Origin of the sequence: Kineosporia babensis (genome assembly GCF_021129305.1) — a bacterium.
In the GTDB taxonomy this organism is placed as follows: domain Bacteria; phylum Actinomycetota; class Actinomycetes; order Actinomycetales; family Kineosporiaceae; genus Kineosporia; species Kineosporia babensis.
This window is the reverse complement of sequence record NZ_JAJOMB010000003.1, coordinates 386,075-410,467: the sequence shown is the minus strand read 5'-3', so window position 1 is coordinate 410,467 and position 24,393 is coordinate 386,075. Positions and strand designations below refer to the sequence as shown.

At 69.6% G+C, this 24,393-nt stretch carries 18 protein-coding genes; 14 read left to right on the top strand and 4 right to left on the bottom strand.

The window, feature by feature from the left end:
• Positions 1-26: 26 nt before the first annotated feature.
• The 4 genes from LR394_RS07710 to LR394_RS07695 are packed head-to-tail and all read left to right on the top strand — an operon-like array spanning position 27 to position 5,442.
• Entirely contained in the window at positions 27-875 is an 849-nt protein-coding gene (locus LR394_RS07710; RefSeq protein WP_231439951.1) for a hypothetical protein, read from the top strand.
• Positions 875-1,984: an o-succinylbenzoate synthase gene (gene menC, locus LR394_RS07705; RefSeq protein ID WP_231439950.1), complete on the top strand. Its 1,110-nt coding sequence runs from the start codon at positions 875-877 to the stop codon at positions 1,982-1,984. Before LR394_RS07710 ends, menC begins: the two co-directional genes overlap by 1 nt.
• Positions 1,985-2,002: 18 nt before the next feature.
• Positions 2,003-3,712 carry an ABC transporter ATP-binding protein gene (locus tag LR394_RS07700; RefSeq protein WP_231439949.1) on the top strand — a complete coding sequence of 570 codons (1,710 nt, stop codon included), beginning with the start codon at positions 2,003-2,005 and terminating at the stop codon, positions 3,710-3,712.
• Positions 3,709-5,442 (top strand): ABC transporter ATP-binding protein, encoded by a 1,734-nt coding sequence (locus LR394_RS07695; RefSeq protein WP_231439948.1) that lies wholly within the window; start codon positions 3,709-3,711, stop codon positions 5,440-5,442. Before LR394_RS07700 ends, LR394_RS07695 begins: the two co-directional genes overlap by 4 nt.
• Positions 5,443-5,450: 8 nt before the next feature.
• Here the strand turns inward: LR394_RS07695 and pdxR are convergent, their stop codons facing one another.
• Positions 5,451-6,842: a MocR-like pyridoxine biosynthesis transcription factor PdxR gene (gene pdxR / locus LR394_RS07690; protein ID WP_231439947.1), complete on the bottom strand. Its 1,392-nt coding sequence runs from the start codon at positions 6,840-6,842 to the stop codon at positions 5,451-5,453.
• Between the two features lie 66 nt (positions 6,843-6,908).
• Between pdxR and LR394_RS07685 the strand changes: the two genes are divergently transcribed.
• The 3 genes from LR394_RS07685 to LR394_RS07675 all read left to right on the top strand — a co-directional run bounded on the left by LR394_RS07685 (position 6,909) and on the right by LR394_RS07675 (position 9,733).
• Positions 6,909-7,964: an aldo/keto reductase gene (locus tag LR394_RS07685; protein WP_231439946.1), complete on the top strand. Its 1,056-nt coding sequence runs from the start codon at positions 6,909-6,911 to the stop codon at positions 7,962-7,964.
• Between the two features lie 94 nt (positions 7,965-8,058).
• Positions 8,059-9,150 (top strand): aminotransferase class V-fold PLP-dependent enzyme, encoded by a 1,092-nt coding sequence (locus LR394_RS07680; protein WP_231439945.1) that lies wholly within the window; start codon positions 8,059-8,061, stop codon positions 9,148-9,150.
• A gap of 79 nt (positions 9,151-9,229) precedes the next feature.
• Positions 9,230-9,733 (top strand): DUF4188 domain-containing protein, encoded by a 504-nt coding sequence (locus LR394_RS07675; RefSeq protein ID WP_231439944.1) that lies wholly within the window; start codon positions 9,230-9,232, stop codon positions 9,731-9,733.
• Here the strand turns inward: LR394_RS07675 and LR394_RS07670 are convergent.
• Positions 9,716-10,561: a helix-turn-helix transcriptional regulator gene (locus LR394_RS07670; RefSeq protein ID WP_231439942.1), complete on the bottom strand. Its 846-nt coding sequence runs from the start codon at positions 10,559-10,561 to the stop codon at positions 9,716-9,718. The genes LR394_RS07675 and LR394_RS07670 overlap by 18 nt on opposite strands.
• 145 nt (positions 10,562-10,706) lie before the next feature.
• Here LR394_RS07670 and LR394_RS07665 point away from each other — a divergent pair, with 145 nt between their 5' ends.
• Entirely contained in the window at positions 10,707-11,234 is a 528-nt protein-coding gene (locus LR394_RS07665; protein ID WP_231439940.1) for a YbhB/YbcL family Raf kinase inhibitor-like protein, read from the top strand.
• A 42-nt stretch (positions 11,235-11,276) separates the two neighbouring features.
• Here LR394_RS07665 and LR394_RS07660 read toward each other — a convergent pair whose 3' ends face one another.
• Positions 11,277-11,534, bottom strand: a complete 258-nt coding sequence (locus LR394_RS07660; RefSeq protein ID WP_231439938.1) for a hypothetical protein — start codon at positions 11,532-11,534, stop codon at positions 11,277-11,279.
• A 684-nt stretch (positions 11,535-12,218) separates the two neighbouring features.
• Between LR394_RS07660 and LR394_RS07655 the strand changes: the two genes are divergently transcribed.
• The 3 genes from LR394_RS07655 (at position 12,219) to LR394_RS07645 (ending at position 15,157) form a co-directional block, all read left to right on the top strand.
• Positions 12,219-13,226 carry a class I SAM-dependent methyltransferase gene (locus LR394_RS07655; protein ID WP_231439936.1) on the top strand — a complete coding sequence of 336 codons (1,008 nt, stop codon included), beginning with the start codon at positions 12,219-12,221 and terminating at the stop codon, positions 13,224-13,226.
• A gap of 247 nt (positions 13,227-13,473) precedes the next feature.
• Positions 13,474-14,817 (top strand): reverse transcriptase family protein, encoded by a 1,344-nt coding sequence (locus LR394_RS07650; protein ID WP_231439934.1) that lies wholly within the window; start codon positions 13,474-13,476, stop codon positions 14,815-14,817.
• A 10-nt stretch (positions 14,818-14,827) separates the two neighbouring features.
• Entirely contained in the window at positions 14,828-15,157 is a 330-nt protein-coding gene (locus LR394_RS07645; RefSeq protein ID WP_231439932.1) for a rhodanese-like domain-containing protein, read from the top strand.
• 39 nt (positions 15,158-15,196) lie between these two features.
• Here LR394_RS07645 and LR394_RS07640 read toward each other — a convergent pair whose 3' ends face one another.
• Positions 15,197-15,925, bottom strand: a complete 729-nt coding sequence (locus LR394_RS07640) for a hypothetical protein (protein ID WP_231439930.1) — start codon at positions 15,923-15,925, stop codon at positions 15,197-15,199.
• Positions 15,926-16,126: 201 nt separating this feature from the next.
• Between LR394_RS07640 and LR394_RS07635 the strand changes: the two genes are divergently transcribed.
• The 3 genes from LR394_RS07635 (at position 16,127) to LR394_RS07625 (ending at position 24,232) form a co-directional block, all read left to right on the top strand.
• Entirely contained in the window at positions 16,127-21,595 is a 5,469-nt protein-coding gene (locus LR394_RS07635) for a DUF3320 domain-containing protein (RefSeq protein ID WP_231439928.1), read from the top strand.
• On the top strand, positions 21,592-21,873 hold the full coding sequence (locus tag LR394_RS07630) for a hypothetical protein (RefSeq protein ID WP_231439926.1): 282 nt from the start codon (positions 21,592-21,594) through the stop codon (positions 21,871-21,873). The genes LR394_RS07635 and LR394_RS07630 overlap by 4 nt, the downstream gene beginning before the upstream one ends.
• A 154-nt stretch (positions 21,874-22,027) precedes the next feature.
• Positions 22,028-24,232, top strand: coding sequence for a discoidin domain-containing protein (locus tag LR394_RS07625; RefSeq protein WP_231439924.1), 2,205 nt, complete (start codon positions 22,028-22,030; stop codon positions 24,230-24,232).
• Positions 24,233-24,393: the final 161 nt, after the last annotated feature.

Below are 24,393 nucleotides of genomic sequence, written 5' to 3'. Positions count from 1 at the left end.
TCCGCGAGTGGTCGAAGATGCCGGATGTGGAACGCAGCAAGGGAACAGCGGACGCCCGCCGAAGCGCGCAGCGGGCGGCGGCGCGAGCCGGAGTATCGGTACGGGCACTGGGATCGACGGCGGACTCGTTCGTCTGCGAGCGGTTCCTGGCCGAGGTGTGGCAGACCGAGCCGGGGGCTCCGCCGCTGGCCGCGGACGTGATCAAGGCAATGGCGGACGCCGGTGCCTACGTTGCCGGGGCCTTCGACGGGGAGCAGTTGCTGGCCGCCTGCGTGGGACTGTGGGGCCCGCCGGATCATCCGGAGATGCACAGCCACATCGCGGGTGTGCTGACCTCGGCCCGGCGGCGTGACGTCGGGTTCGCGCTGAAACTGGATCAGCGGGCTCACGTGCTGGAACACGGTGCGCACGAGATCACCTGGACCTTCGACCCACTGATCGCCCGCAACGCCCACTTCAACTTCCGCAAGCTCGGCGGGGGAGCGCAGCAGTACCTGATCGACCACTACGGGCAGCTGCCGGACGGCCTGAACGGCGCCGACCCCAGCGATCGGCTGCTTCTGCGCTGGGAACTGCTGGGCGAGCGGGCGCGGGCGGCCTGTGATGGTGACGGGCGGCTCTCGACAACGCCGGATTTGGCTCTGCTGCTGGGTTGTGACGACGAACGGCCGGTTTCGCACACGACGGATGCTCAGGTGGTCGTCGTGGCGGTGCCCTCGGACATCGAAGCTCTGCGGCGACAGGATCCGGCTCTGGCGGCCGAGTGGCGGACGGCGTTGCGTGAGGTGCTGGGCGGGCTGCTCTCCGCGGGGGCCAGCTTGATCGACTTCGACCGTACGGCAGGCGGTTACGTTCTGGTGCGAGGCGAACGCTGATGCGCATCGAACGGGTGGTGCTGCGCCGCGTCAATCTGCCGCTGGTCAGCCCGTTCCGGACCTCGCTGGGCATCGAGTACGACAAGCCCGCGGTGCTGGTGCAGGTGATCACCAAGGATTCCGAGGGCTGGGGTGAGTCGGTCTCCGGCTTCGACGCCAGTTACTCCTCCGAGTACATCGAGAGCACCCTGGACGTGCTGCAGCGGCATCTGCTGCCTCCGCTGCTGGCCGCCGAGCAGGTCACCGCGAGTACCGTCGCCGGGCTGATGGGCGGGGTCAAGGGGCACCGGATGGCCAAGGCCGCGGTCGAGATGGCGGTGATGGATGCCGAACTGCGCTCGTACGGGATGTCCTTCGCCACCTCGATGGGCGCCGTCACCGACCGGGTGGCCAGCGGGGTCTCGGTCGGCATCATGGACTCGGTCCCTGAACTGCTGGACGCGGTGACCGGCTATCTGGAGCAGGGCTACCAGCGGATCAAACTCAAGATCGAGCCGGGCTGGGACCTGGCCCCGGTCCGGGCGGTCCGCGAGCGCTTCGGCGACGACCTGGTGCTGCAGGTCGACGCCAACGCCGCCTACACCCTGGGCGACGCCCGCCACCTGGCCCGCCTGGACGCCTTCGACCTGCTGCTGATCGAACAGCCCCTGGACGAGGAGGATGTGCGCGGTCATGCCGAACTCGCCCGCCAGCTGGTGACTCCGATCTGCCTGGACGAGTCGATCGTCTCGGCCCGCTCGGCGGCCGACGCGATCGCCCTGGGCGCCTGCCGGATCGTGAACATCAAGCCCGGACGCGTGGGCGGTTACCTGGAGGCCCGCCGCATCCACGACGTCTGCGCCGCCAACGGCATCCCGGTCTGGTGCGGCGGCATGCTCGAGACCGGCCTGGGCCGGGCCGGCAACGCCGCTCTGGCCGCCCTGCCCAACTTCACCCTGCCCGGTGACGTCTCGGCGTCCGACCGGTACTTCGCCACCGACATCACTGAGCCGTTCGTGCTGCGCGACGGCTGCCTCGACGTGCCCTCCGGGCCCGGTCTGGGCGTGAGCCCGCTCCCGGATGTGCTGGCGGAGGTGACCACCGCGGTACTGGAGCCGGCTGCTGGTTAGGTTAACCTAACCAGCATTGTGAACAGCCCTGACCTGCACCTCGAACCAGCTGACGGCCGCACCCTGCTGCGGCGGTCCATCACCTCCCAGTCCCGGCGGATGCTCGGGGCCGGTGCGCTCACCTGCGGCCATCAGGTCGGCGAGGCGGCCGTGCCGTTGCTGATCGGCGTGATCATCGACCGGGCGGTCGCCACCGGCGACACCGTGGCCCTGATCACCTGGCTCGGTGTGCTGATCGCGAACTTCGCCATGCTCTCGACCTGTGGCCGGCTGGGGTTCCAGGTCGGCTTCGGGGCCAGCGTGAACGCGGCCCTGGACCTGCGGGTCCGGATCGCCCGGCGGGCCCTGGACGCCCGGGGCAGCAGCCAGGCGCAGCTGCCCGGCGCGATGGTCAGCATCGCCACCTCGGACGTGCGCCGGCTGACCGCGGTGCACTACCAGCTGGCCCAGGGCCTGGCCGCAGTGGTGGGCGTGATCGTGGCCGGCGTGGCCCTGCTGGCGGTCTCGCTGCCGTTGGGTGGGCTGGTCCTGATCGGCACACCGCTGTTGCTGCTGGCGGTCCGGGCGATCAGTTCCCCGCTGGAGAAGCGCAGCTCGGCCCAGCAGGAACAAGCGGCCCGGGCGGCCGGGGTGGCCACCGACCTGGTGCGCGGGGTGCGGGTGCTGAAGGGGCTGCGGGCCGAGCGGGCGGGCAGCGCGCAGTACCACCGCGCCAGCCGCCTGGCCCTGGGCGCCAGCGTCCACAACGCCCGCACCGAAGCCGTCTACTCGGCCTCGGTGATCGCGATCAACGGGTGCTTCCTGGCCCTGGTCGCGCTGGTCGGCGGCCGGCTGGCGATGGACGGGCAGATCACCGTGGGCCAGCTGGTCTCGGCGGTGGGCCTGGCCCAGTTCCTGCTCGAGCCGATGGCCACGTTCGGGGCGGTGTTCGCCACCCTGGCGGCCGGGCGGGCCTCCGCCGTCCGGATCGCCGAGTTCCTCAACGCCCCGCCCGCGGTGACCGGCGGCTCGGCCGCACCGGCGAGCGCGAACCCGGGCGCCATCGTCCTCAATGATCTGCACGGACCCGGTCTGAACGGGGTGGATCTGAAGATCGACGCCGGGCAGTTCATCGGCGTTCTGACCACCGAGCCGTCCGCCGCGGCCACCCTGTGCCGCTGTCTCGGCCGCGAACTCGACCCGGAGCAGGGCGAGGTCGTCCTGGACGGGCAGTCTCTGCGTGACCTCGATCCGGCCCGGTTGCGGGAGGTGGTTCTGGTCTGCCCGCACGATCCGGACCTGTTCACCGGAACCCTGACCGACAACGTCCTCACCTCCGCCGAGCGCGACGAGGACGCCCTGCACAGCGCCCTCGCCGCCGCCGGCGCCGACCAGGTGGCCTCGATGCTGCCGCACGGCCTGGACTCCGAGGTCTCCGAGCGCGGCCGTTCACTGTCCGGCGGTCAGCGTCAGCGCATCGCCCTGGCCCGGGCCCTGGTGCGCGATGCCCCGGTGCTGGTGCTGCACGACCCGACCACGGCCGTCGACACCGTCACCGAATCCAGCATCGCCGAAGGCCTGCGCCGCAACCGGGCCGGGCGCACCACCGTCCTGCTCACCTCCAGCCCCGCCCTGCTGTCCGCCGCCGACCGGGTGATCCTGCTGCACGAAGGCCGGATCGTGGCCGACGGCACGCACGCCGAACTGATGGCCCAGCAGAGCACCTACCAGGAAGCAGTGCTGTCGTGAGCGCCAACGTCCTGCCCATCAGCTCACCGCAGCGCAGCCGACGGGTGATCTGGCAGGAGATCCGTCACCATCGCACCGCCGCGATCATCGGCCTGAGCGCGCTGATCGCCGCGGCCGCCGCCAGCCTGGTCACCGCTCCCTTGCTGGGCAGCATCGTCGACCTGGTGGTGGCGCAGGAGCCCGGGCCGGTCGGCGAACGCGTGCTGGCGCTGGCCGGTGCCGCTCTGGTGCAGGCCGTGCTGGCCTGGGTCGGGCTGTCCACGATCGCCCGGCTCGGTGAGGAAGTGCTGGCCGCGCTGAGAGAATCGTTCGTCCAGCACGCCCTGGCCCTGCCGCTGGAACGGATCGAGCGCGGCGGTTCCGGCGACCTGACCTCGCGCGTCACCGAAGACGTGGCCATGGTCAGCGACGCGGTGCGCACCGCGGTACCCCAGTTCGTGCAGTCCGCCCTGGTGATCGCCCTGACCGGGGTCGGCCTGATCGCCCTGGACTGGCGCTTCGCGGTAGCCGCGGCCCTCGCCGTCCCGGTCCAGGCCGGCACCAGCCGTTGGTACATGCGCCGCTCCGGGCCGGTTTACGCGATCAGCCGCAAGGCCTCGGCCGCGGAACAGCAGCAGTTCCTCGAAAGCATCGGCGGCGCCGCCAGTGTGCGGGCCTTCGGCCTGGCCGGGGAACACGTGGAACTCGTCCGGCGCCGGGTGGACGCCAGCCTTCAGCACATGGTCGGCATCGTCCGCCTGCACATGCGCTTCTTCGCCCGGCTCAATCTGGCCGAGGCGATCGGGCTCTCGGCCGTGCTGGTGGCCGGGTTCTGGCTGGTGCGGGCGGATCAGGTCACGGTCGGCACGGCCAGTGCCGCCGCCCTCTACTTCGCCAACCTCTTCGGCCCGATCAACGCCATGCTCTTCCTGCTCGACACCCTGCAGTCGGCCACCGCCAGCCTCTCGCGGATCGTCGGGATCAGCGAAATCCCTCTACCGGCAGCGATCGGTGCGGACAGCCCGCGCGACGGTCTGGTCGAGGCGAACGGTGTGCGCCACGCGTACGTCGAGGGGCACGACGTTCTGCACGGTCTGGATGTCACGATCCCGGCCGGGGGCACGGTCGCCCTGGTCGGCGGTAGCGGTGGCGGAAAGAGTACCCTGGCCGCGATTCTCGCCGGGATCCGGCAGCCCGACCACGGCAGCGTGCGGATCGGCGGCGCCGAGATGAACGAAGCCGTCCAGTCCCGGGTCGTCCTGGTCACCCAGGAAGTGCACGTCTTCGCCGGACCCCTGGCCGAAGACCTGCGTCTGGCTGCTCCGAACGCCGATGAGAACCAGCTTTTGGACGCTCTTGCGCAGGTGGGTGCCGCCGGTTGGGTGGCGGCCCTCCCGGAGGGGATCGAAACCGTCGTCGGTGAAGGCGGTCACGATCTCAGCCCGCAGCAGTCGCAGCAACTGGCCCTGGCCCGGGTCCTGCTCGCCGACCCCCTCGTCGCCATCCTCGACGAAGCCACTGCGGAGGCGGGCAGCACCGGTTCGCGCGAACTCGACGCCGCCGCCGAACGGGTCCTGGCCGGCCGCACCGGCGTTCTGGTCGCCCACCGCTTCTCCCAGGCCGCGCTGGCCGACCAGGTGCTGGTGATGGAGGGCGGCCGGGTGGTCGAACAGGGTCGCCACGACGAGCTGGTCGCGGCCGGCGGACGCTATGCCAAGTTGTGGTCAGCCTGGTCGGCCGGACGTCATTAGGGGAGCGTTCAGGGGTGGACCGCCCGGGCCAGGCGCCGTACTGCCTCGTCCACCCGGTTGTCCCGCAGATTGCCGAAACCAACCACCAGGGCTGGGTTTTGATCGGGACGGATCCGGTAGCGGTCGGCGTCGGTCAGACCCAACTGGAGACGGTTGGCGCGCCGGATCACGTCTTGGGTGACGGTTGCGCGGGGCAGACGTAAGGGCAGGTGCAGGCCCGCCGCCAGGCCGGTGATCTCGGCGTCGGGCAGGTACTGTTCCAGCGCCGTGATCAGGTGCTCGCGGCGGGCCCGGTAGCGCAGCCGCTGGGTGCGCAGATGCTTTTCGTACCAGCCACGTTCGATCATCACCGAGAGCGCCTCGACGGTCAGCGGGGACGGGCTCACCACGCGGTCCAGGTCCAGGCCGAGCAGGGCCAGGATGAGTTGCTGGGGCATGATCATCCAGCCCAGTTCCATCGCCGGGGAAAGGGCTTTGGACAACGACCCGAGCAGGATCACCCGGTCGGGAGCCATGCCCTGCAGGCTGGAGACCGGGCGCCGGTCGTAGCGGAAGTCGGCGTCGTAGTCGTCCTCGATGATCAGGCCGTCCACCCGCTGGGCCCAGTCGATCAGTTCCCGGCGCCGGGCCGCGGAAAGCGCTACACCGACCGGGAACTGGTGGGCCGGGGTGACCAGGGCCAGCCGTACGTCGCGGTGGTGGTGCAGTTCGTCGACCACCAGGCCGTGCTGGTCCACCGAGATCGGGACCGGCTCCAGGCCACCGCGCCGAGCCACCGAGCGCAGTCCGGCCCACGACGGGTCCTCGACCGCGATCCGGGTGTGGCCGAGGCGCACCAGCAGGGCGGTCAGCCAGCCGATCGCGGCCGATGAGCCGGTGGTCAGGCTGAGCTGGGTGGGATCTTCCTGAACCTGGCGGGTGCGGCGCAGAAAACCGGTGAGGGTGGTGCGGGCGGCGGTGGTGGCGACCAGGGCGCGGCCGGCCAGCAGATCGTTGGGCAGGTCGAGAACAGCCCGGCGGTAGGCCTCGGCCCAGCGGGAACGGGGGAACGCGGCAATGTCGGGCACGCCGGGGGCCAGGTCGAAGCGGGGACGTGGTGGGGGAGAAAGGTTGTGGCCGGCGGTGGTTGCGGCGGGGGTGACGGAACCGCGCACGCGGGTGGCCGAGCCGGTGGTGGCCTCGAGGTATCCCTCGGCGACGAGTTGCCCGTACGCCTCGGTGACCACCCAGCGAGAACAGCCGATGTGAGACGCCAGTGCCCGGCTCGGGGGTACAGCGGTTCCGTCGGGTAGGCGGCCGGTTTGGACGGCGCGCCGCAGGGTGGCGGTGAGCCGGTGGGTCAGCGAACCCGGCCCGGGCGGCAGGTCCAGTTCGACGTCATCCACGGTGATCACAGACATTGGTCCGGATTCTACGGGCTGGATTGGCCCGGGAGGCCTGACCAATATCTCCGTAGCGTTCCGGGCATGACAGAGATGAAGACCAAGACCCTGCGCAGCGGCAGCAACACCCTGGAAGTCAGCGCCCTGGCCCTCGGCGTCATGTATCTGGGCGTCAAGCTGGACAAGAACGAGTCCTACGCCCAGATGGACCGCTACTTCGAGGCGGGCGGCCGGTTCTTCGACACCGCCAACAACTACGGCACCTGGACCGAGAAGGAGCTGGGCACCCGCTCCGGCGACAGCGAGCGGATGCTGGGCAGCTGGATCGCCGACCGGGGGGTGGCCGACGAGGTGGTGGTGGCGACCAAGTGCGGCGCCGACCGGCTTGACCAGAGCAAGATCATCCTCGGCGAGGCCCCGACCAACTTCGAGGGCCTGAGCCCCGAGGTGGTGCGCACCCAGGTGCAGATCAGCCTGGAGCGACTGGGCCTGTCGCGGATCGGCGTCTACTACGGCCACGTGGACGACCGCAGGCTCCCGATCACCGAAATCGCCGACGCGTTCTCTGCTCTGGTGGACGAAGGCCTGGTCGGCATCCCGGGGATCTCCAACACCGCCACCTGGCGCCTGGCGGTCGCCCGCGAGCACAGCCGGGCTCACCAGCGTCCGCAGTTCGGGGTCTGGCAGCAGGAGCACTCGCTGTACTGGCCCAGGCCCGGGCGCCCGAGCACGTACCGGGTCGACCCGGACGCGATCGACTACGCGACCGAGGAGAGCGACCTGACCATCGTGTCGTACTCGCCGAACCAGCAGGGCCAGCTGGTCCGGCCGTGGATGCCGCTGCCGGACCCGTACGACCACCCGGGCAGCCTCGACCGGCTGCGGATGGCCCACCGGATCGCGCACGAGCTCGGAGTCACCGCCAACCAGGTCACGCTGGCCTGGCACCTGGCCGGCCCGGCCAGCCGGATCGAGCGCCCGGCCGGCAGCGACGTCGCGGCCCTGAGCGAGCTGCCGGTGCGCCGGGCCTCGGTGATCCCGCTGGTCGGGGCCAGTTCGGTGGCCCAGCTGGACGAATCGCTGGGTGCGCTGACGGTCGAGCTGAGCCCGGAGCACCTGGCGCTGCTGGACGGAGCCTGAGCTGAACCCGGTTCGGGCGTGGGAGGGGCACGCCCGAACCTGATCAGTAGTCTGGTCGCGGCCGACAGTTGATCAAGCACAAGGTGTGAGTTGGTTGGACGAGTACCGCGCAGCCTTCCGGGAACCCCAGGGGTATCTGAACTTCGCCAGCTTCGGGCCGCCGTCCCTGGCCGTGCAGAATGCCATCGGCGCAGCGGTTTCGCAGGCCGTGCTGGGCGGTTCCAGCGCGGTCCTGCACGCGGCCGACCAGCGGGCGCTGGCCGCGATCGCCCGGCTGACCGGTTTCCCGGAGCAGGCCTGCACCTTGGCCACCAGCACCTCGGCCGGGCTGCAGCAGATCGCTTTCGGGATGCCGGCCGGCGAGGTGTTGGTCAGCGGCGACGAGTTCCCGTCCAACCTGTATCCGTGGTGGCGGGCGCAAGAGGCCGGGCTGCTGAGCGTGCGGGCGCTCGAGCGGGCCGAGCCGGAGTGTCCGCTGCAGGTCACGCCGGAGGTGATCGCCGCCGCGCTGCGCCCGGAAACGGTGGCGGTGGCGATCAGCGCGGTGGACTTCCGCACCGGGTACCGCGCCGACCTGGCCGGTCTGCGCCAGGTGATCGGCGATCGTCTGCTGGTGGTCGACGGGATCCAGGGCTTCGGGGTGCTCGATCAGGACTGGACGCACGCCGACGCCTTGGCGGTCGGCGGGCAGAAGTGGCTGCGAGCCGGGTGGGGGACCGGCTTCCTGGCCCTCTCGCCCCGCGGACTGGACCGCATTCGTCCGTTGCTGGGCAGTTGGACCGGTGTCGAGGAACCGTCGGTCTACGACGGGCAGGAGCACGCGCCGCTGGCGGGCGCGCGCAGCCTGTCGGTGACGAACCTGTCGCCGTTCAGTTCGGCTGCTCTGGGCGCTGCGCTGGAACTCTTGGAGACCGTCGGAGTGGCGGCGGTGCAGGACCGGATCGAGCAGTCGGTCAAGGTCCTGCGAGCCGAACTTCAGGATCTGCCGCTGCTTTCGCCCGAGGAGCCGCAGCAGCGAGCGGGCATCCTGGTGGTCGGCGTGGCCGACGCCCAGCAGGCCCTGGCGGCTCTGGCCGAGACCGGGATCACCGCAACCGCGCACGGCCACGACCGGGTCCGCCTCAGCGTGCACGCGACCACCGATCCGGCGGTTTTCCCCCTGGTGGCAAGCATTCTCGGCAGATAGGCCGAAGCCCGGGTGGTTCCTTGACTCCAAGGTCGGGGCTGTCTACGTTAACGTGCGTCACTCTCTGCAAGGAGGCGCGATGGCACGGAACGGTCCCGGGCGGATGATGCACCGGCACGACGGTGACCTTGTCGTCTTCCACATCGGGATGACGCTCAACCGCTGGTGGCGGCCGGACCTGTGGCTGCCGGTGATGCTGGGCATGCCGCGGATGCTGGCCGAACTGGAGCGCGACAAGAATTCCGGGCTGCTGGGGTACGAGGTGCTGATCGGGCGCGGCGGACCGTACACGGTGCAGTACTGGACGTCGGCCGAGAAGCTCGCTGCCTACGCCTCGGCCCCCGGCGCCCAGCATCTGCCGGCCTGGTCGAGGTTCAACGCGATGGCCCGCAAGCATCCGGGGGCCGTGGGGATCTGGCACGAGACGTTCGTGGTCGAGCGGGCCGAGAGCCTGTACATCGGAACCCGGCCGATGGGCCTGCCGAAGGCCACCACGGCGGTCCCGGTCGGCCCGCAGCACCGCCGTGCCCAGGCCCGGCTGAAAGACGGCGCGACCGGCGGCCGGTCAGCCGACCACGCGTAGCCCGCTGGTGCGGGCCACCAGGGAGCGCAGCACCTCCTCGGCGTGCGCGTCGGCCGGGGTGACCACGCTCAGCCGGTGGTCCGAGCCGTCCTGCACGGCCAGCACGTCGTAGCGCAGGGTGAGGACGCCGCCGGCCGGATGCAGCACCCGCTTGGTTCCGCTGGTGCGTTCCTGCACGGTCTGGTCGTCCCACCAGGTGGCGAAATCGGGGCTGCTGCGGTGCAGTTCGTCGATCAGGGTGCGCAGCCGGGAGTCGTCGGGGTGCCTGGTCCGGTTGGCCCGCAGATTCCCGAGGGTCTCGCGGGCGATCCGGGGCCAGTCCAGCTGGAAGTCGCGCGAGGCCGGGTCCAGGAAGAGCTGCTCGGCGGTGTTGACCCCGATGCCGAATCCCGGGCCGAACAGCGCCGTCGCCGCCGCGTTGTGGGCCAGCACGTCGAAGCGGATGTCGATGATCCACGCCGGGGTGGTCGGCATGCTGCTCAGCAGGGTCTTGAGGGATTCGCTGGCCGGGGCCGGCACGTGCCGGGCGGGCGGTACTTCGCCCCGGGCGATCAGGTGCAGGTGGTGGCGTTCGGATTCGGACAGCGCCAGGGCCTTGGCCACCGCATCCAGCACCGCGGTGCCGGGTACGCCCACCCGTCCCTGCTCGAGCCGGATGTACCAGTCGATGCTGACCGCGGCCAGTTGCGCCACTTCCTGACGCCGCAGACCCGGGGTACGGCGACGGCCGATGCTGGGCAGACCGACGTCTTCCGGGCGTAGCTGGGCGCGCTTGGCCATCAGGAACGCAGACAGTTCCGGCCTGCTCTTACCTCTCGGGACTGTCACCGGACCACCTTCCACCCCAGCCGGGGGAGTCGTCGACCGCTGAGGGTGGCACTCCGGGCACCAGCATGCCGAGCATCTGGTTACCGCTCGGGCGGCCGAGCACAGTGGTGCTCGTTCACCACTACTCAGCCCGACAGGGAGCATCATGAACAACCCGTTCCACCGCCTGCCCCAGGTGCCCAGCTTCACCGTGACCAGCATTGCTGTCGAGGACGGCAAGCCCCTGCCGCTCGCCCAGATGTCCGGGGCGTTCGGGGTGCCGGGCGGGCAGGACATCTCACCGGATCTGACCTGGTCCGGCGCGCCGGAGGGGACCAAGAGCTACGCGGTGACGATGTACGACCCCGATGCGCCGACCATGTCCGGGTTCTGGCACTGGGCCGTGGCCAACATCCCGGCCTCGGTGACCACGCTGCCCGCCGGAGCCGGTGACAGCACGGGATCGGGTCTGCCGGCCGGAGCTTTCCAGCTGACGAACGACGCTCAGGCGGCCCAGTTCGCGGGGGCCGCTCCGCCCGCCGGTCACGGTGAGCACCGGTACTTCATCACCGTGCACGCGCTGGACGTGGAGGACATCGGGGTGCCGGTCGAGGGCAGCCCGGCCTACCTGGGCTTCACCATCGCGGGGCACATTCTCGGGCGGGCGACGCTGGTGGCCACCGCGGAGCTCTGATCCTGCCTGCTGGCGGGGCTCCGGGTGGTGATCTGCCCGGGTTCAGGCTCGGGGAGCCACCTGGGGAGCCCGCCGGCCGGCCGTGGCGCGCTGGGGTACGGCGCGGCGAGGGCCCGAAAAACTTGCCGCCGCCAACCAAATCAGATGGGCGGCGAAGAACGCGACGATGACGAAGCCCAGGCTCGCACCGGCCGCGAACGCCACGGTGATGCAGCCTGCGATGCCCAGCTCGACCATCGCCAGCAGCCACAGGCCGGGGCACTCGTCGGTCTGCGAGCAGAACCTCTGCTTGTCGCTCATAGCCGGAGCATAGACAAGGCGCCACCCGACAGGGGGGCCCGGCGACGGAGAGTTCCCCAGGTGGCGGCAATGTCCCCCGGATGGCGGGAAGGATTTCCCCCACCCGGCGGGGTTGTCTTCGACGAGTGACGGGTAACTGGGCTCGCCGGGGGACCGACCGCTGCTTCGGGGTAGCGCTGGGTGACTGCTCCTAAGTGCTGGCAATTGTCTTTTTTCATGCCGGAAACAAAGGTGGTGATGAAAGGGAGCGAAGACCACCAATGGACGAGTGGTCCGGCAAACTCCAGGCAAACTTTCCTTGCGCTCCGCGCGGCTTTGAGTCAACGCCGGATCGGCCGTTCACAGGTTCGCCGGCCGGATTCTGGAATTTGCCGTATGAGAATTAAGGCGGCTCCCGCTATTGACGCAGATCCGGTTGCCATGCAGGGCCGAGATCTGTTCGTTACCTGCCGGGAGTGCCTAAGCACTGGGCGGGCGGGGTGAAAAACCGTTGCGGTGCAGGCGGTCTGGAGGTGCGGTGAGGTGGGTGGCGCGGCGGCGTATCACCCGCGGGGCCGCGGAGATCCGGAGGCGGCTCCATTCAGCCAGCGCTTTTGTCGCACAAGTCCCTAGCGACACTAGCACCACAAGAGTAGGCTTCGTGTCCGATTCGAGGCATTCGCTGACGGGTGGTTGCATAGCCTCATGTCACAGAATTGGGCCCAGCAAACCGCGGTCCGCGCGATCAAGCCTGTCCTCGGCGTGCTCGACCGGCGGATCGAGCGACTTGCCCGGCGCCGCGCGCGTCAGGTCGTCGACGAGAGCCGCGCCGTGCGCGACCTCAAGGGCGAGTCCGAGCAGCTGCGCACCGAGATGCAGAAGATGCATGCGGAGATGGACGAGATGCGCGCCCAGGTCAAGGGGTCGGGCTTCGCCGTCGACCTGCTCCTGGGCAAGCACGGCCGGCGCAGCTCGCGGCTGATGACCGAGGAGAAGCTGAAGGAGCTGGCCGCGCAGGTCAGCAAGGTCTCCGGGGCGCCGGACGCCTACGAGCGGGTGGTCCAGGCCTACCGGATGCTGTTCGAGCTGGAGCTGCGTGGGGTCGGCCGCCTGGCCGGGGGGCCGAGCAACATCCTGGGCAAGCTCACCACCACCCCGCTGCTGGCCCCGCCGAGCGGTGAGGTGCTGGAGATCGGCACGCTGTTCGGCCTGTTCTCCGGCGGCATGGTGCGCCAGGTCAGCCGGATCGGCCTGCGCTACGAGCTGACCATCATCGACCCCTTCGCCTCGGTGCAGCTCCAGGTCAAGGAGCTGAAGGCGGACACCTCGGGCTCCCCGGTGACCGAGACCGTGGTGCGCGAGAACCTGGCCCTGGCCGGGGTCGACCCGCAGCGGCTGCGGCTGATCCAGGGCTTCTCCGAGGACCCGGCGGTGCAGGCTCAGGCCAGCGACCGGCAGTACGGCGTGATCGTGATCGACGGCGACCACTCGGCCCTGGGGGTGGCCAACGACCTGGTCTTCGCCGAGAAGATCATCGCGCCGGGCGGCATCGTGGTGCTGGACGACTTCGGTGACAAGAACTGGCCGGGGGTGCAGGAGGCCACCGAGCGTCACCTGGCCGGCAGCACCAGGTTCGAGTTCCTCGGCGCGGTCGCCACCAGCGCGTTCCTGCGGGCCAAGCCGGCCGAGACGGCTGGGACCGAGCAGCCTTAGTTCTTTCGAAGGGGGTGGTCTCGAAGCCCGCGCGGCAAAGGGCTTCGAGACGCACGCCAACCCTTTAAGCTGCGCGGATGCGGTGGCGCCGGGGACGAGAACGCCGTCCGGCCGGTTCCGGGCGGTTGATCCGGGGTTACCCCGGGCACGGCACCATATCCACGGCACCACGCCGCACGTGCACCGCAGCGCTCCGCGCAGCTCGGCACGCGCACAACCGGTCAGGTCGTTGCCCGGCGTCACCGCAATGAGCGATCCCCGTACCCGGGTGCTGGCCCGGGCTCTTGGCAATGCCTTCCTCACCGCGCCGGAGTGGGCCTTGCGCCCGCTGACCGACAACGCCGCCACCGTGCTGGGCGGCCGTAGACGCTGGACCCGGCGACTGGCCCGCGAGGTGCTCGACGCCTACCCCCGGCCGCCAGCCGACCGTCCGCGCGAACTGGCCGCTTTCATCCAGGCCAGCCCGATCCTGTTCACGGCCGTGCTGCGTTCGGTAGAAACCGGCCGGCCGCTGCGCGTGATCCGGATGCCGCCGGCGCCGGTGCAGATGAATACCCGCCGCCCCTGGCCGGTCCCCAAGATCGACAGCATCCAGGACCTGGCCCGGCTCCTGGACCTCGAAACCGCCCAGCTGGACTGGTTTGCCGACGTCAAGGGCCTGCAGCGCCGTGCGGCACCCGGGCCGCTCCACCACTACCGCTACGCCTGGGCGAGTACCGCGTCCAAACGTCCCCGGTTGTTGGAAGCCCCGCTGCCGCGCCTGCGTTCCCGGCAACGCACCCTGCTGGAACAGATCCTGGCGCGCATCCCCACCCACCCTGCCGCCCACGGATTCGTTCCCGGCCGCAGCGCAGTCACCGGCGCCGAACCGCATGCCGGCGCTGCCGTGGTCATCGGCCTCGACCTGGCCGCCTTCTTCGCCTCGATCCAGGTCGGCCAGGTCTACGGGATCTTCCGCGCCGCGGGCTATGCCGAACCGGTGGCGCATGTGCTGACCGGGCTGTGCACCACCCGCACTCCCGTGCGCGTAATCTCCAACATGCCAGCCACTTCCGACGTGGAATCCCGGGTGCGACTGCGCCGGCTTCTGGCCGGCGGCCACCTACCGCAGGGCGCGCCGACCTCCCCGGCTCTGGCCAATCTCTGTGCCCTGGGGTTGGACCGCCGCCTGAACGGCCTGGCCGCCGCGGTGGGGATGACGTACACCCGCTACGCCGACGACCTGACGTTTTCTGCTGGGGAAGAGGTCAACGCCCGGCGTCTGATCACGGCCGTCGACGAGATCGTGCGCTCGGAAGGCTTCGCCCTGCAGTCGGCCAAGACCCGCATCCGCCGTGACTTCCAGCGTCAGGAGGTCACCGGGATCGTGGTCAACGCCCATCCCAACCTGAACCGCAGGGAGTACGACGAGCTCAAGGCGATCCTGCACAACGCGTTGCGGCATGGTCCGGAGGGGCAGAACCGCGCCGGGCACCGGGACTTCCGGGCACACCTGCTGGGCCGGATCGCGTGGGTGGCGCAACTGAACCCCGAGCGAGGCCGGAAGCTGCGGGAGACCTTCGAGGCGATCACCTGGCCCAGTTTAAGTTAAACTGAAACACATGAGCCTCCGGCACTACCTCCGTCGACCGCCGTCCGTCAGCGCCGCCGATGCCGTCCGCCTGGTCGCCGAGGGCGCCCTCGTGGTGGACGTACGCCGGGACTTCGAATGGCGCCGGGTGCACATCCCGGGCGCGGTGCACATGCCGCTGGAACAACTGCCCACCCGGTGCCTCGAGCTGCCCGAGGACCGGCTGCTGATCGCCTTCTGCACCGGCGGCATCCGCTCGGCGGGAGCGGCGAACCTGTTGGTGGAGAACGGGTTCGAGGCGGTGAACATGAGCCGCGGGCTGGTGGAGTGGCGGGCCGCGGGCGGGCCCTTGTCGTCCTGACCGGCAGCCCCGGGGCGGGCGAGGGCGGCCAGGGGTGAACTACTTGATGTTGTTGTGGATGAACCAGGCCTTCTTCACCTTGTACCGCTTCGGGGCCGGGTAGGCCACGTCCCCGTCACCGACCTCGCCCACACGCACCGACCAGAGGGGCTTGGACCGGTTGACCCCGTGGCCGCCGGCCGAGAGCACGGCCAGGTTCTTGCCGGTGGTCTTCTCCGAGCACACCTTGTTCACACAGGTGTAGATCCCGAGCAGGCCGTCCTTGCGGCCGCTCCGGGTGCCGCTGGTCTTCAGCAGCCACTGACTGCCGTCGGTCAACTCCAGAGCCAGCGGCTGCGGACGCTTGAGCGCCTTCGACTTCGCCGGCAGGACCCGCACCTGGTGATGGTTCAGACTGCGGGACCAGGGCGATTCCAGGCACAGCAACTGGCCTACGTACTTCGGTGAGGACCAGCAGGCGTCCGCCCCGAGCAGCGACGGCGGGCACTGGTACATGCCGTCGTTCAGTGCCCAGGCCGGGCTGGAGCCGTCGCTGCAGTCCAGGCCGTTCTCACTGGCCGAGTCCCTGGGCCGGGCGTCGGTCTGCCAGGCCTTCTTCAGCGCCCCCGAGGGCCGGAACGGCGACAGAGCAACGATCTTCGTGGCCTTCTGCTTCGCCTGGGTCTCGATCGGGGCAGCCGAGGCACTGAGCGGATTGCCCAGCGTGAAGCTCAGGGCCGCCAGTCCGGTCGTCGCGGTGAGCGCGACCGAACGCTTGAGAGTAGACACAACTGATCCTTTCGGGTCGTCGAAACACGTGCCCCGCCTCATCGAACGTCTGCGCGCGGGCTTCACCCCGTAAGCGCCTCGAGCACCCGATCGGATCGCCGCGGCCCGGCACACGGGTGGCAACCGCGCGGGGCGCCTCAAGCCGTTCCGGGGCCCGGCCGATTTTCCCCGGAACGTGTCGTCCACGCAGAGGAGCAGCTGGTGACGGACGTGCTGCGTGCCGATCCGGCCGGCGCGGTCCGCCAGGCGATCGGGCGCTGGCGCGACGAACTGGTCAATCTGACCGCCCGCAACCGGCTCCTCAACTTCAAGCCGACCCGGACCAGCTCGGTGGAGATGGCCGACCCGGACCTGGAACGCACCCTGAGCGTGCTGCTCGCCGACCAGGAGTTCGTCTTCCGCAGCCTGGCCCCGGCCGGGGGAGCCGATCCGGCCTTCGACGCCGAGGTCCCGGGCTGGATCGACGAGGAGAACAGCACCGACGAGGTCCTGCACTCGCGCGCCCCGCTGGCCGACCTCAACGCGGCGCTGCGCTCGCTGCTGCGTAAGTCCGGCCAGGAGTACCTGGACCGCGGAGTCTGGGTGCTCTACCTGGCCTTCGGCAGCCTGGAATGGAAGGACGAGACCGGCGCGCCCTATCGCAGCCCGCTCATCCTGGTGCCGGTCGAGCTCTACAGCCCTGGCCGCCGGGCGGCGCCGCGCCTGAAGCTGGCGCAGGAGGATCCGACTCCGAATCCGGCGCTGGCGTTGCGGCTGGCCCAGATGGACGTCCAGCTGCCCACCTTCGAGGATCTGGAGGGCCTGGACATCGCCTGGTACCTGGCCGGCGTCGAGGCCGCGGTCCGCAGCAGCGAGGAGGACCGTCAGGACTGGCAGGTGCGCAAGACCCTGCACCTGTCCTACTTCTCGTTCGCCAAGGAGGCGATGTACCGGGACCTGCTGGAGAACGAAGGCCGGATTGCCGAGCACGCCGGGATTCAGGCCCTGGCCCTGGGCCCCGGGGAGTCCGGCAGCGACTTCGATTTCGACGAGATCCCCGACGACCGGATCGACGAGCTGGCCCCGGCCGAAGCAACGCCCCTGGTGCTGGATGCCGACTCTTCGCAGCGCGCCTGCGTGGCGGCGGCGCTGGCCGGTAAGTCGTTCGTGATGGACGGTCCGCCCGGAACCGGTAAATCGCAGACCATCTCGAACATGATCGGGGCACTGCTGTACGCGGGCAAGAGCGTCTTGTTCGTCTCCGAGAAGGCCGCGGCCCTGGACGTGGTGCGTAACCGGCTGGGCGCGGCCGGCCTCGGCTCGTTCCTGCTGGAGCTGCACTCGCATAAGGCCACTCGCAAAGAGGTGGCGCTGGCGCTGGGGGATGCGCTCGAGAATGATGTGCAGGTCGATCTCGGGCCGGTCACCGGTGAGGACCGGCGGCAGTTGCGGGCCCGGCAGGACGAGCTCAACGAGTACGCCGCGGCGATGAATCTACCTCGGGCACCGCTGAACCTGACCTTGCACGAGGTTCTGGGACGCATCGCTCAGCTGGACACCGTGGCCGCGGTCTCGGTCAAGCTCCAGGGTGTCCAGGAGCTGACGCCGGCCGCGTTCGGCGAGATCCGCCAGGCTGCCGAAGGCCTGAGCCGTTCCTGGCAGCCGGCTTTGACCGGTGAGGCGTATCTGTGGCGGGGCGTCACCCTGCGCACTTCGTTCGATGCTGTGCTCTACCAGGCGGGCAGCACTCTGCGCGATCTGCGGACGGCCGGCGAGCCCCTCGCCCCACTCGCCGAAGCGTTCGGGCTCAACCGGCCCTCCGACGTCCCCAGGCTCTTCGGGCTGGCCGAACTCGACCGCCACCGACCAGAGGACGTGCCGCGAGACTGGATCACGTCCGGTCACCTGGACGAGCTGGATCAGGTGGTCGGCGACCTGCGTTCCGCCCTGCAGCATCTGGCCCGGATCGATGCCGATGCCGAGCAGGTGTGCGGGGTTTCCTGGACTGCGGTGCCTTCACCCTCGGTGCTTCCGCCACTACCGTCCAATGTTTCGGATCTGTCGGAGATGACGGCTGAGGGTGCGCACGAGATCGCGCGGCTGTTCGGTGCCGCGGCGAACATGCTGACCCAACGCCAGGGCCATCTCGACGACATCGCTACTGCGCTGCACACGCCGACGGCGCAAACCATCGATGAGGCAACCCAGCTCCTGAGTCTGGCCGCCGTCGCCGCTGCCCCGCATCGTCCCGAAGCCGGGTGGTTCACCCCGGACGGGCATCAGCGGGCTCGCACGGCATTGACCGCGATCGGCCGGGCGATGAGCGATCGGGACCAGGCCCGCCGGGCCGCCGAACCGCTCTTCACGCCGTCGATTCTGGCCGGCGACCTGACCGGGCTCGAGCAGAGGTTCACCCAGACCCATCGCGGGTGGCGCAAGCTGCTGGGCGGCTACCGGGCCGACAAGCAGCAGGTCGCCGCCGGGGCCCGGGACGCGGCGAACGTGCGGGCGGCGATCGAAGGTCTACCGCTGGCCCGGGCCTGGCAGCAGGCCGAGCAGAGTCTGCAGCGCGTGCTGGCCGAGCAGGGTCCGGCGCTGGGCCGCTACTTTCGGGAGGGAGCCACCGACCTGCAGCTGGTCTCACACCTTCTGGCCACGAGCGAGCAGATGCTCGGGCTCGGGTTCGACGTGAGCGCGGCCGGGCAGGTGCTCGGTAACGGATCGGTGGTGCCGGCCTGGCTGCCGGGTCTGGCCGCCGAGGTGGAACGCGATCTGCTCACCTGGCAGTCGATGCTGGTGCCCGGTTCGCAGGCGGGCATGCCGCTGCACCTGCAGAACCACTCGTTCCCGGAGATCGTGAGCTGGTTACGCGAACAGCTTGCGCCGGCCGAGGCGGTGGCGGCCTTCACCGGAGCGCTGTCCCAGGCGCTCCACCGCGATCTGAAGTTCCGGCAGGCCCAGCGGATCTTGGCCACTCGCCAGAGCACCGAGGCCGAGCACGTGCGCTTCACCGAGGAGAACGGGCACCGGGCGGCGGTGCTGCGCGGGCTCTACCACGGCGCGCAAACCGATCTGAGCGCGCTCGACGCCGCGGTCGGCTGGGCCCGGGCCGTACGCGCTCATGCCGATCGGCCCGGCGAAGTGCTGACCGAAGTGCAGGCCCAGGCCCTGGAACAGGTGCCGGCCGGGGTTGATCCCACCGATGCCTACGGCCGCTGGGAGGAGGCGAGCGGCGAACTACTGGCCGCGTTCGACAGCGGGCGCCGAGCCGAACTGCAGGTGCAGCTGGACGACTTCGACCGGGCCGCCGACTTCCTGGAAGCCCTGGCCAGTGATCCCGGCGGGCGTGACGAGTGGTTCGCCTACCTGGACAACCGCGCGGTGATGGCCACCCACGGCCTGGATGCGGCGGTCGACTTCTGCATCCGCGAGCGCCTGGCGGCCGACCACGTCCGCCCGGTGATCGAGCGTTGCGTGCTACAGGCCTGGGCCGACCACTTCCTGCTCACCGACCGGGCCCTGCGTACCTCCCGGGCCGCGGACCGCGACGACCTGGTGCAGCAGTACCGCACGCTGGACCGCAAGCTGATCGAGCGCGCGGTGGTGGACATCGTCGAGGCCTGCCGCGGGCGGCGTCCCCGTAGCGACGTCGGGCAGTCGGCGGTGATCCGGCGCGAGGCGGAGAAGAAGCGCAAGCACATGCCGGTGCGCGAGCTGATCAACCGCACCCGCAACGTCACTCAGGCGCTGAAGCCGTGTTTCATGATGTCGCCGCTGTCGGTCAGCCAGTACCTGCCCGCCGACCTCGAGTTCGACGTGGTGATCTTCGACGAGGCCAGCCAGGTCAGCCCCAGCGATGCGGTGAACTGCATCTACCGGGGCCGGTCGCTGATCACCGCGGGCGACAAGGAACAGCTGCCGCCGACCAACTTCTTCGGCACCGGCGGCGGCAACGACGACGACTGGCACGAGGACGAGGAGGGCGAGGAGGCGGCTCCCGATCTGGACGGGTACGAGTCCATCCTCGACCTGACCAAGAGTTCCGGGGTGTTGCGCAGCCTGACCCTGCGCTGGCACTACCGTTCCCGGCACGAGGACCTGATCTCGTTCAGCAACCACTCCTTCTACAAGAACCGGCTGATCACCTTTCCCGGGGCGCAGGAGAGCGGACCGGACATCGGGGTGGAGTTCTTCCCGGTCGACGGCGTGTACCGGCGTAACGGGGCCCGGGACAACCCGATCGAGGCCGAGCTGGTCGCCCAGCGGGTGATGCACCACTTCAGCACCCGGCCGAACCGGTCGCTCGGGGTGGTCGCGTTCAGTGAGTCCCAGGCCGCCTGCATCGAGAACGCGGTGGAACGGGCCCGGGCCGCCAACCCGCACCTGGACCGGTTCTTCGGCGACGGCCGGCTCGACGGGTTCTTCGTCAAGAACCTGGAGTCGGTGCAGGGCGACGAGCGCGACGTGATGATCTTCTCGATCGGGTACGGACCGGACGAGAACGGCCGCACCCTGATGAACTTCGGCCCGCTGAACAAGTCCGGTGGGCAGCGGCGGCTGAACGTTGCGGTCACCCGGGCCCGCTACCGCAACGAGGTGATCGCCAGCATCACCGCCTCCGACATCACCTCGGCCACGACCAGCGAGGGCGCCCGGCAACTGCGCAAGTACCTGGACTTCGCGGCCCGTGGGGCCCCGGCGCTCTACCTGGACGGTGCCACCGGTGGCGATGTGGAGTCACCGTTCGAGGAGTCGGTGATCACCGCGATCCGGCACTGGGGTTATGAGGTGGAGCCGCAGGTCGGGGCGGCCGGGTACCGCATCGACATGGCGGTGCGGCACCCCGACCGCCGCGAGGTGTTCGTGCTCGGGGTGGAGTGCGACGGCTTTCAGTACCACTCCTCGAAGGTCGCCCGGGACCGTGACCGGCTGCGCGAGGGTGTGCTCAACGGGCTGGGCTGGCGGCTGCACCGGATCTGGGGCACGGCCTGGAACCGGAACCGCAGCGGTGAGGAACAGCGACTGCGGGAGGCGATCGAGCAGGCGATTCATCTGCCGGTCAGCGGTTTGCTGACCGAGCCCCCGGTTCCGGTCCTGCCTACGGTCTCGGCCCAGCCGGCTGCTCCGGCCGGGCCCCCGGAGTGGACGGTGCCGTACGAGGTCGCCGACATCGCCCTCAGCCCGGATGTCACGGTGGTACCTGAGGTGATGCGCGCCCTCGAGCAGATCGTCCAGGTGGAAGGACCCATCCACGCCACGCTGCTGGACCGGCGGTTACGCGACCTGCTCGGCGTCGGGCGGATCGGGGCGCGCATCCGCACCACCATCGACCAGGCGATCGACGGTTCCTCGCGGCTGGAACGCGACGGCGACTTCGTCGGCTTCGGCGGGTCCGTCATCGACACCGTGCGGGTTCCGGCCCACGACTGCCTGCGCAAGATCGAGCAGGTGCACGACAGCGAACTGTCCATCGCCGTGGTGAATCTGGTGCGCGACGCGGGCGGGATCGACATCGACAGCCTGATCGAGGCGAGCGCCCGGGTCTTCGGCTGGACCCGGGTCAGCGCCGAGGTGAAGGCCCGGATCAGCGCGGTGGTCGAGACCCAGACGCAGCAGGGCGCCTTGGCCCGGCAGGGAGCAGACCTTGTCGCGGCGGATCCGGACCGAAAGATGGGGAACGGAAGAACATGACTGGAGAAAGCTCAGAGCTCAGTCTCTTGTCGAGCGACGACATCAATGCTCAGCTCATGGTGATCGGACATCTTCTGATGGAGTTGCGGGACAATTCCGGTGACACTGTCTCGAACATGACCTTGGAAGACCTGGCGTCGGACGTGAGCAGGATCGTGGACATCCTTCAAGAGCTTGTGTCGGATGTCGTGTCGCTGCAGAGCGCGGTAGAGGAGCTGGGCTCTGATGTCGACAGCATTCAATCGTCGGTGTTCAACATCGAACTCTCCGCGGACTGACTGACCGGGGCCGTTGGGCGAACCGGCTCGCAACTGCGATCTTCAGTCTTGACGGAAGCCATATATCGGGCGATTCTCCCGGTGAGCCTCCCTGAATGACTCGCGGTCCAGGAGCCGGTCCGCGCCCTCCGTCAAGCTCAGCTAGGAGCCAATGATGACTCCCGTGTCCCGATCCCGCAGACGCCTGCCTGTCCTGGTGGTCGCTGTCCTCGCCCTGGTCGCCGGGGCGCTGGTGACGGCCGGCCCGGCCAGCGCGGCACCCACTCTGCTTTCGCAAGGAAAGCCGGCCACCGCGTCCTCAAGTGAGAACGGTGCCGCCACCGCGGCCGGGCTCGCGGTCGACGGTGACGCCGGAACTCGCTGGTCCAGCGCCTTCTCCGACCCGCAGTGGCTCCAGGTCGATCTGGGCAGCACTCAGGCGATCAGCCAGATCCGGCTGAACTGGGAAGCCGCCTACGCCTCGGCGTTCACGATCCAGACCTCGAACAACGGCACCTCGTGGACGAACATCACGCCCACCACGGCGGGCGTGGCCGGGCTGCAGACCCTCGACGTGACCGGGAACGGCCGCTACGTGCGGATGAACGGCACGGCCCGGGCCACCCCGTACGGCTTCTCACTGTGGGAGTTCCAGGTCTACGGCGGCACCGGCACCGATCCGCAGCTGCCCACCTCGGACACCCCCGACTTCGGCGCCAACGTAAAGATTTTCGATCCCTCCACTCCGACCGCCACCATTCAGTCGGCCTTCGACACCGCGTTCAACAACCAGTTGCTGAGCCCGACCGCGCAATTCGGCCAGCAGCGTCACGCATTCTTGTTCAAGCCGGGTACTTACGGACGGGTGTGGGCCAACTTGGGCTTCTACACGTCCGTTGCCGGTCTGGGCCAGAACCCCGACGACGTGACCATCAACGGCGCCGTGAATGTCGATTCCGGCTGGAACTACGGCGATGTCGCGAACGCGACGCAGAACTTCTGGCGCAGCCTGGAGAACCTGTCGATCGTGCCCGAGGGCGGGACGAACCGGTGGGCGGTCTCGCAGGCAGCCCCGATGCGCCGGGTACACATCAAGGGCAATCTGACGCTGGCGCCCTCGAACCAGGACAACGGGCAGGGCTACTCCAGCGGCGGGTACCTGGCTGACAGCAAGGTCGACGGCCGCATCTCGTCGGGCTCGCAGCAGCAGTGGTACACCCGTGACAGCGCGATCGGCGGCTGGGACGGCGGGGTCTGGAACATGGTCTACTCCGGTGTCCAGGGCGCACCGCCGAACGCCTTCCCGAGCCCGCCGCACACCACCCTGGCCAGCACGCCCGTCACCCGGGAGAAGCCGTACCTGTACATCGACAGCGCAGGTAAGTACCGGGTGTTCGTGCCCTCGCTGAAGCGCAACTCCGCGGGCGCCAGCTGGCCCAACACGGCCGGTTCCTCCATCCCGATGCGCGAGTTCTACGTGGCCAAGCCCAGCGACAGCGCCGCCCGGATCAACCAGGCGCTGGCCCAGGGCCTGAACCTGTTCTTCACCCCCGGCACCTACACCCTCAACGAGACGATCAAGGTCACCCGGGCCAACACCGTCGTCACCGGAATCGGCTACCCGACCCTGATCCCGTCCGGCGGAGTCACCGCGCTGAGCGTGGCCGACGTGGACGGCGTGAAGGTCAGCGGCCTGACGTTCGACGCCGGCACCACCAACAGCCCTACCCTGATGACGGTCGGCACGGCCGGGGCGCACACCGATCACGCCGCCAACCCGACCAGCATCCAGGACGTGTTCTTCCGGATCGGCAGCAGTGTGCAGGGCAAGGCCACCACGACGCTGGTGGTGCACAGCGACGACACGATCATCGACCACATCTGGGCCTGGCGCGCCGATCACGGTGGTGCCCCGACCGGCTGGGGCGTGAACACCGGTGACACCGGGCTGGTCGTGAACGGTGACGACGTGCTGGCCACTGGCCTGTTCGTGGAGCACTACCAGAAGTACGAGGTGATCTGGAACGGCAACCGGGGCAGGACCATCTTCTTCCAGAACGAGAAGCCCTACGACGTGCCGAACCAGGCGGCCTGGATGAACGGCTCACAAAACGGTTACGCGGCCTACAAAGTGGCCGACAACGTCACCGACCATGAGGTGTGGGGCGCCGGTTCGTACGTGTTCTTCAACGTCAACCCGGCGGTGAAACTGGACCACGCCTTCGAGGTGCCGAACCGGGCCGGAGTGAGACTGCGCAGCATCCTGACCGTCTCGCTGGGCGACGTCGGCACGATCAGCAACGTGGTCAACAACACCGGGGGAGCGGTGCCCAACCCGGCCGGGAACACCGTTCCGCGCAACGTGGTCTCGTACCCGTGACGCACGTTCGTTCGCAAGAGCAACAGCAAAGGTCCCCCAGCCCTTGAGGGCCGGGAGGTGCCCCCAGGGGTGGTCGGCGGCCACTGAACGTCACCGGAGCAGTCCCTCCGGAGAGTGAAAATCGCGCGGGTTCGTCCGGCTGCCGGGCGAACCCGCCGATC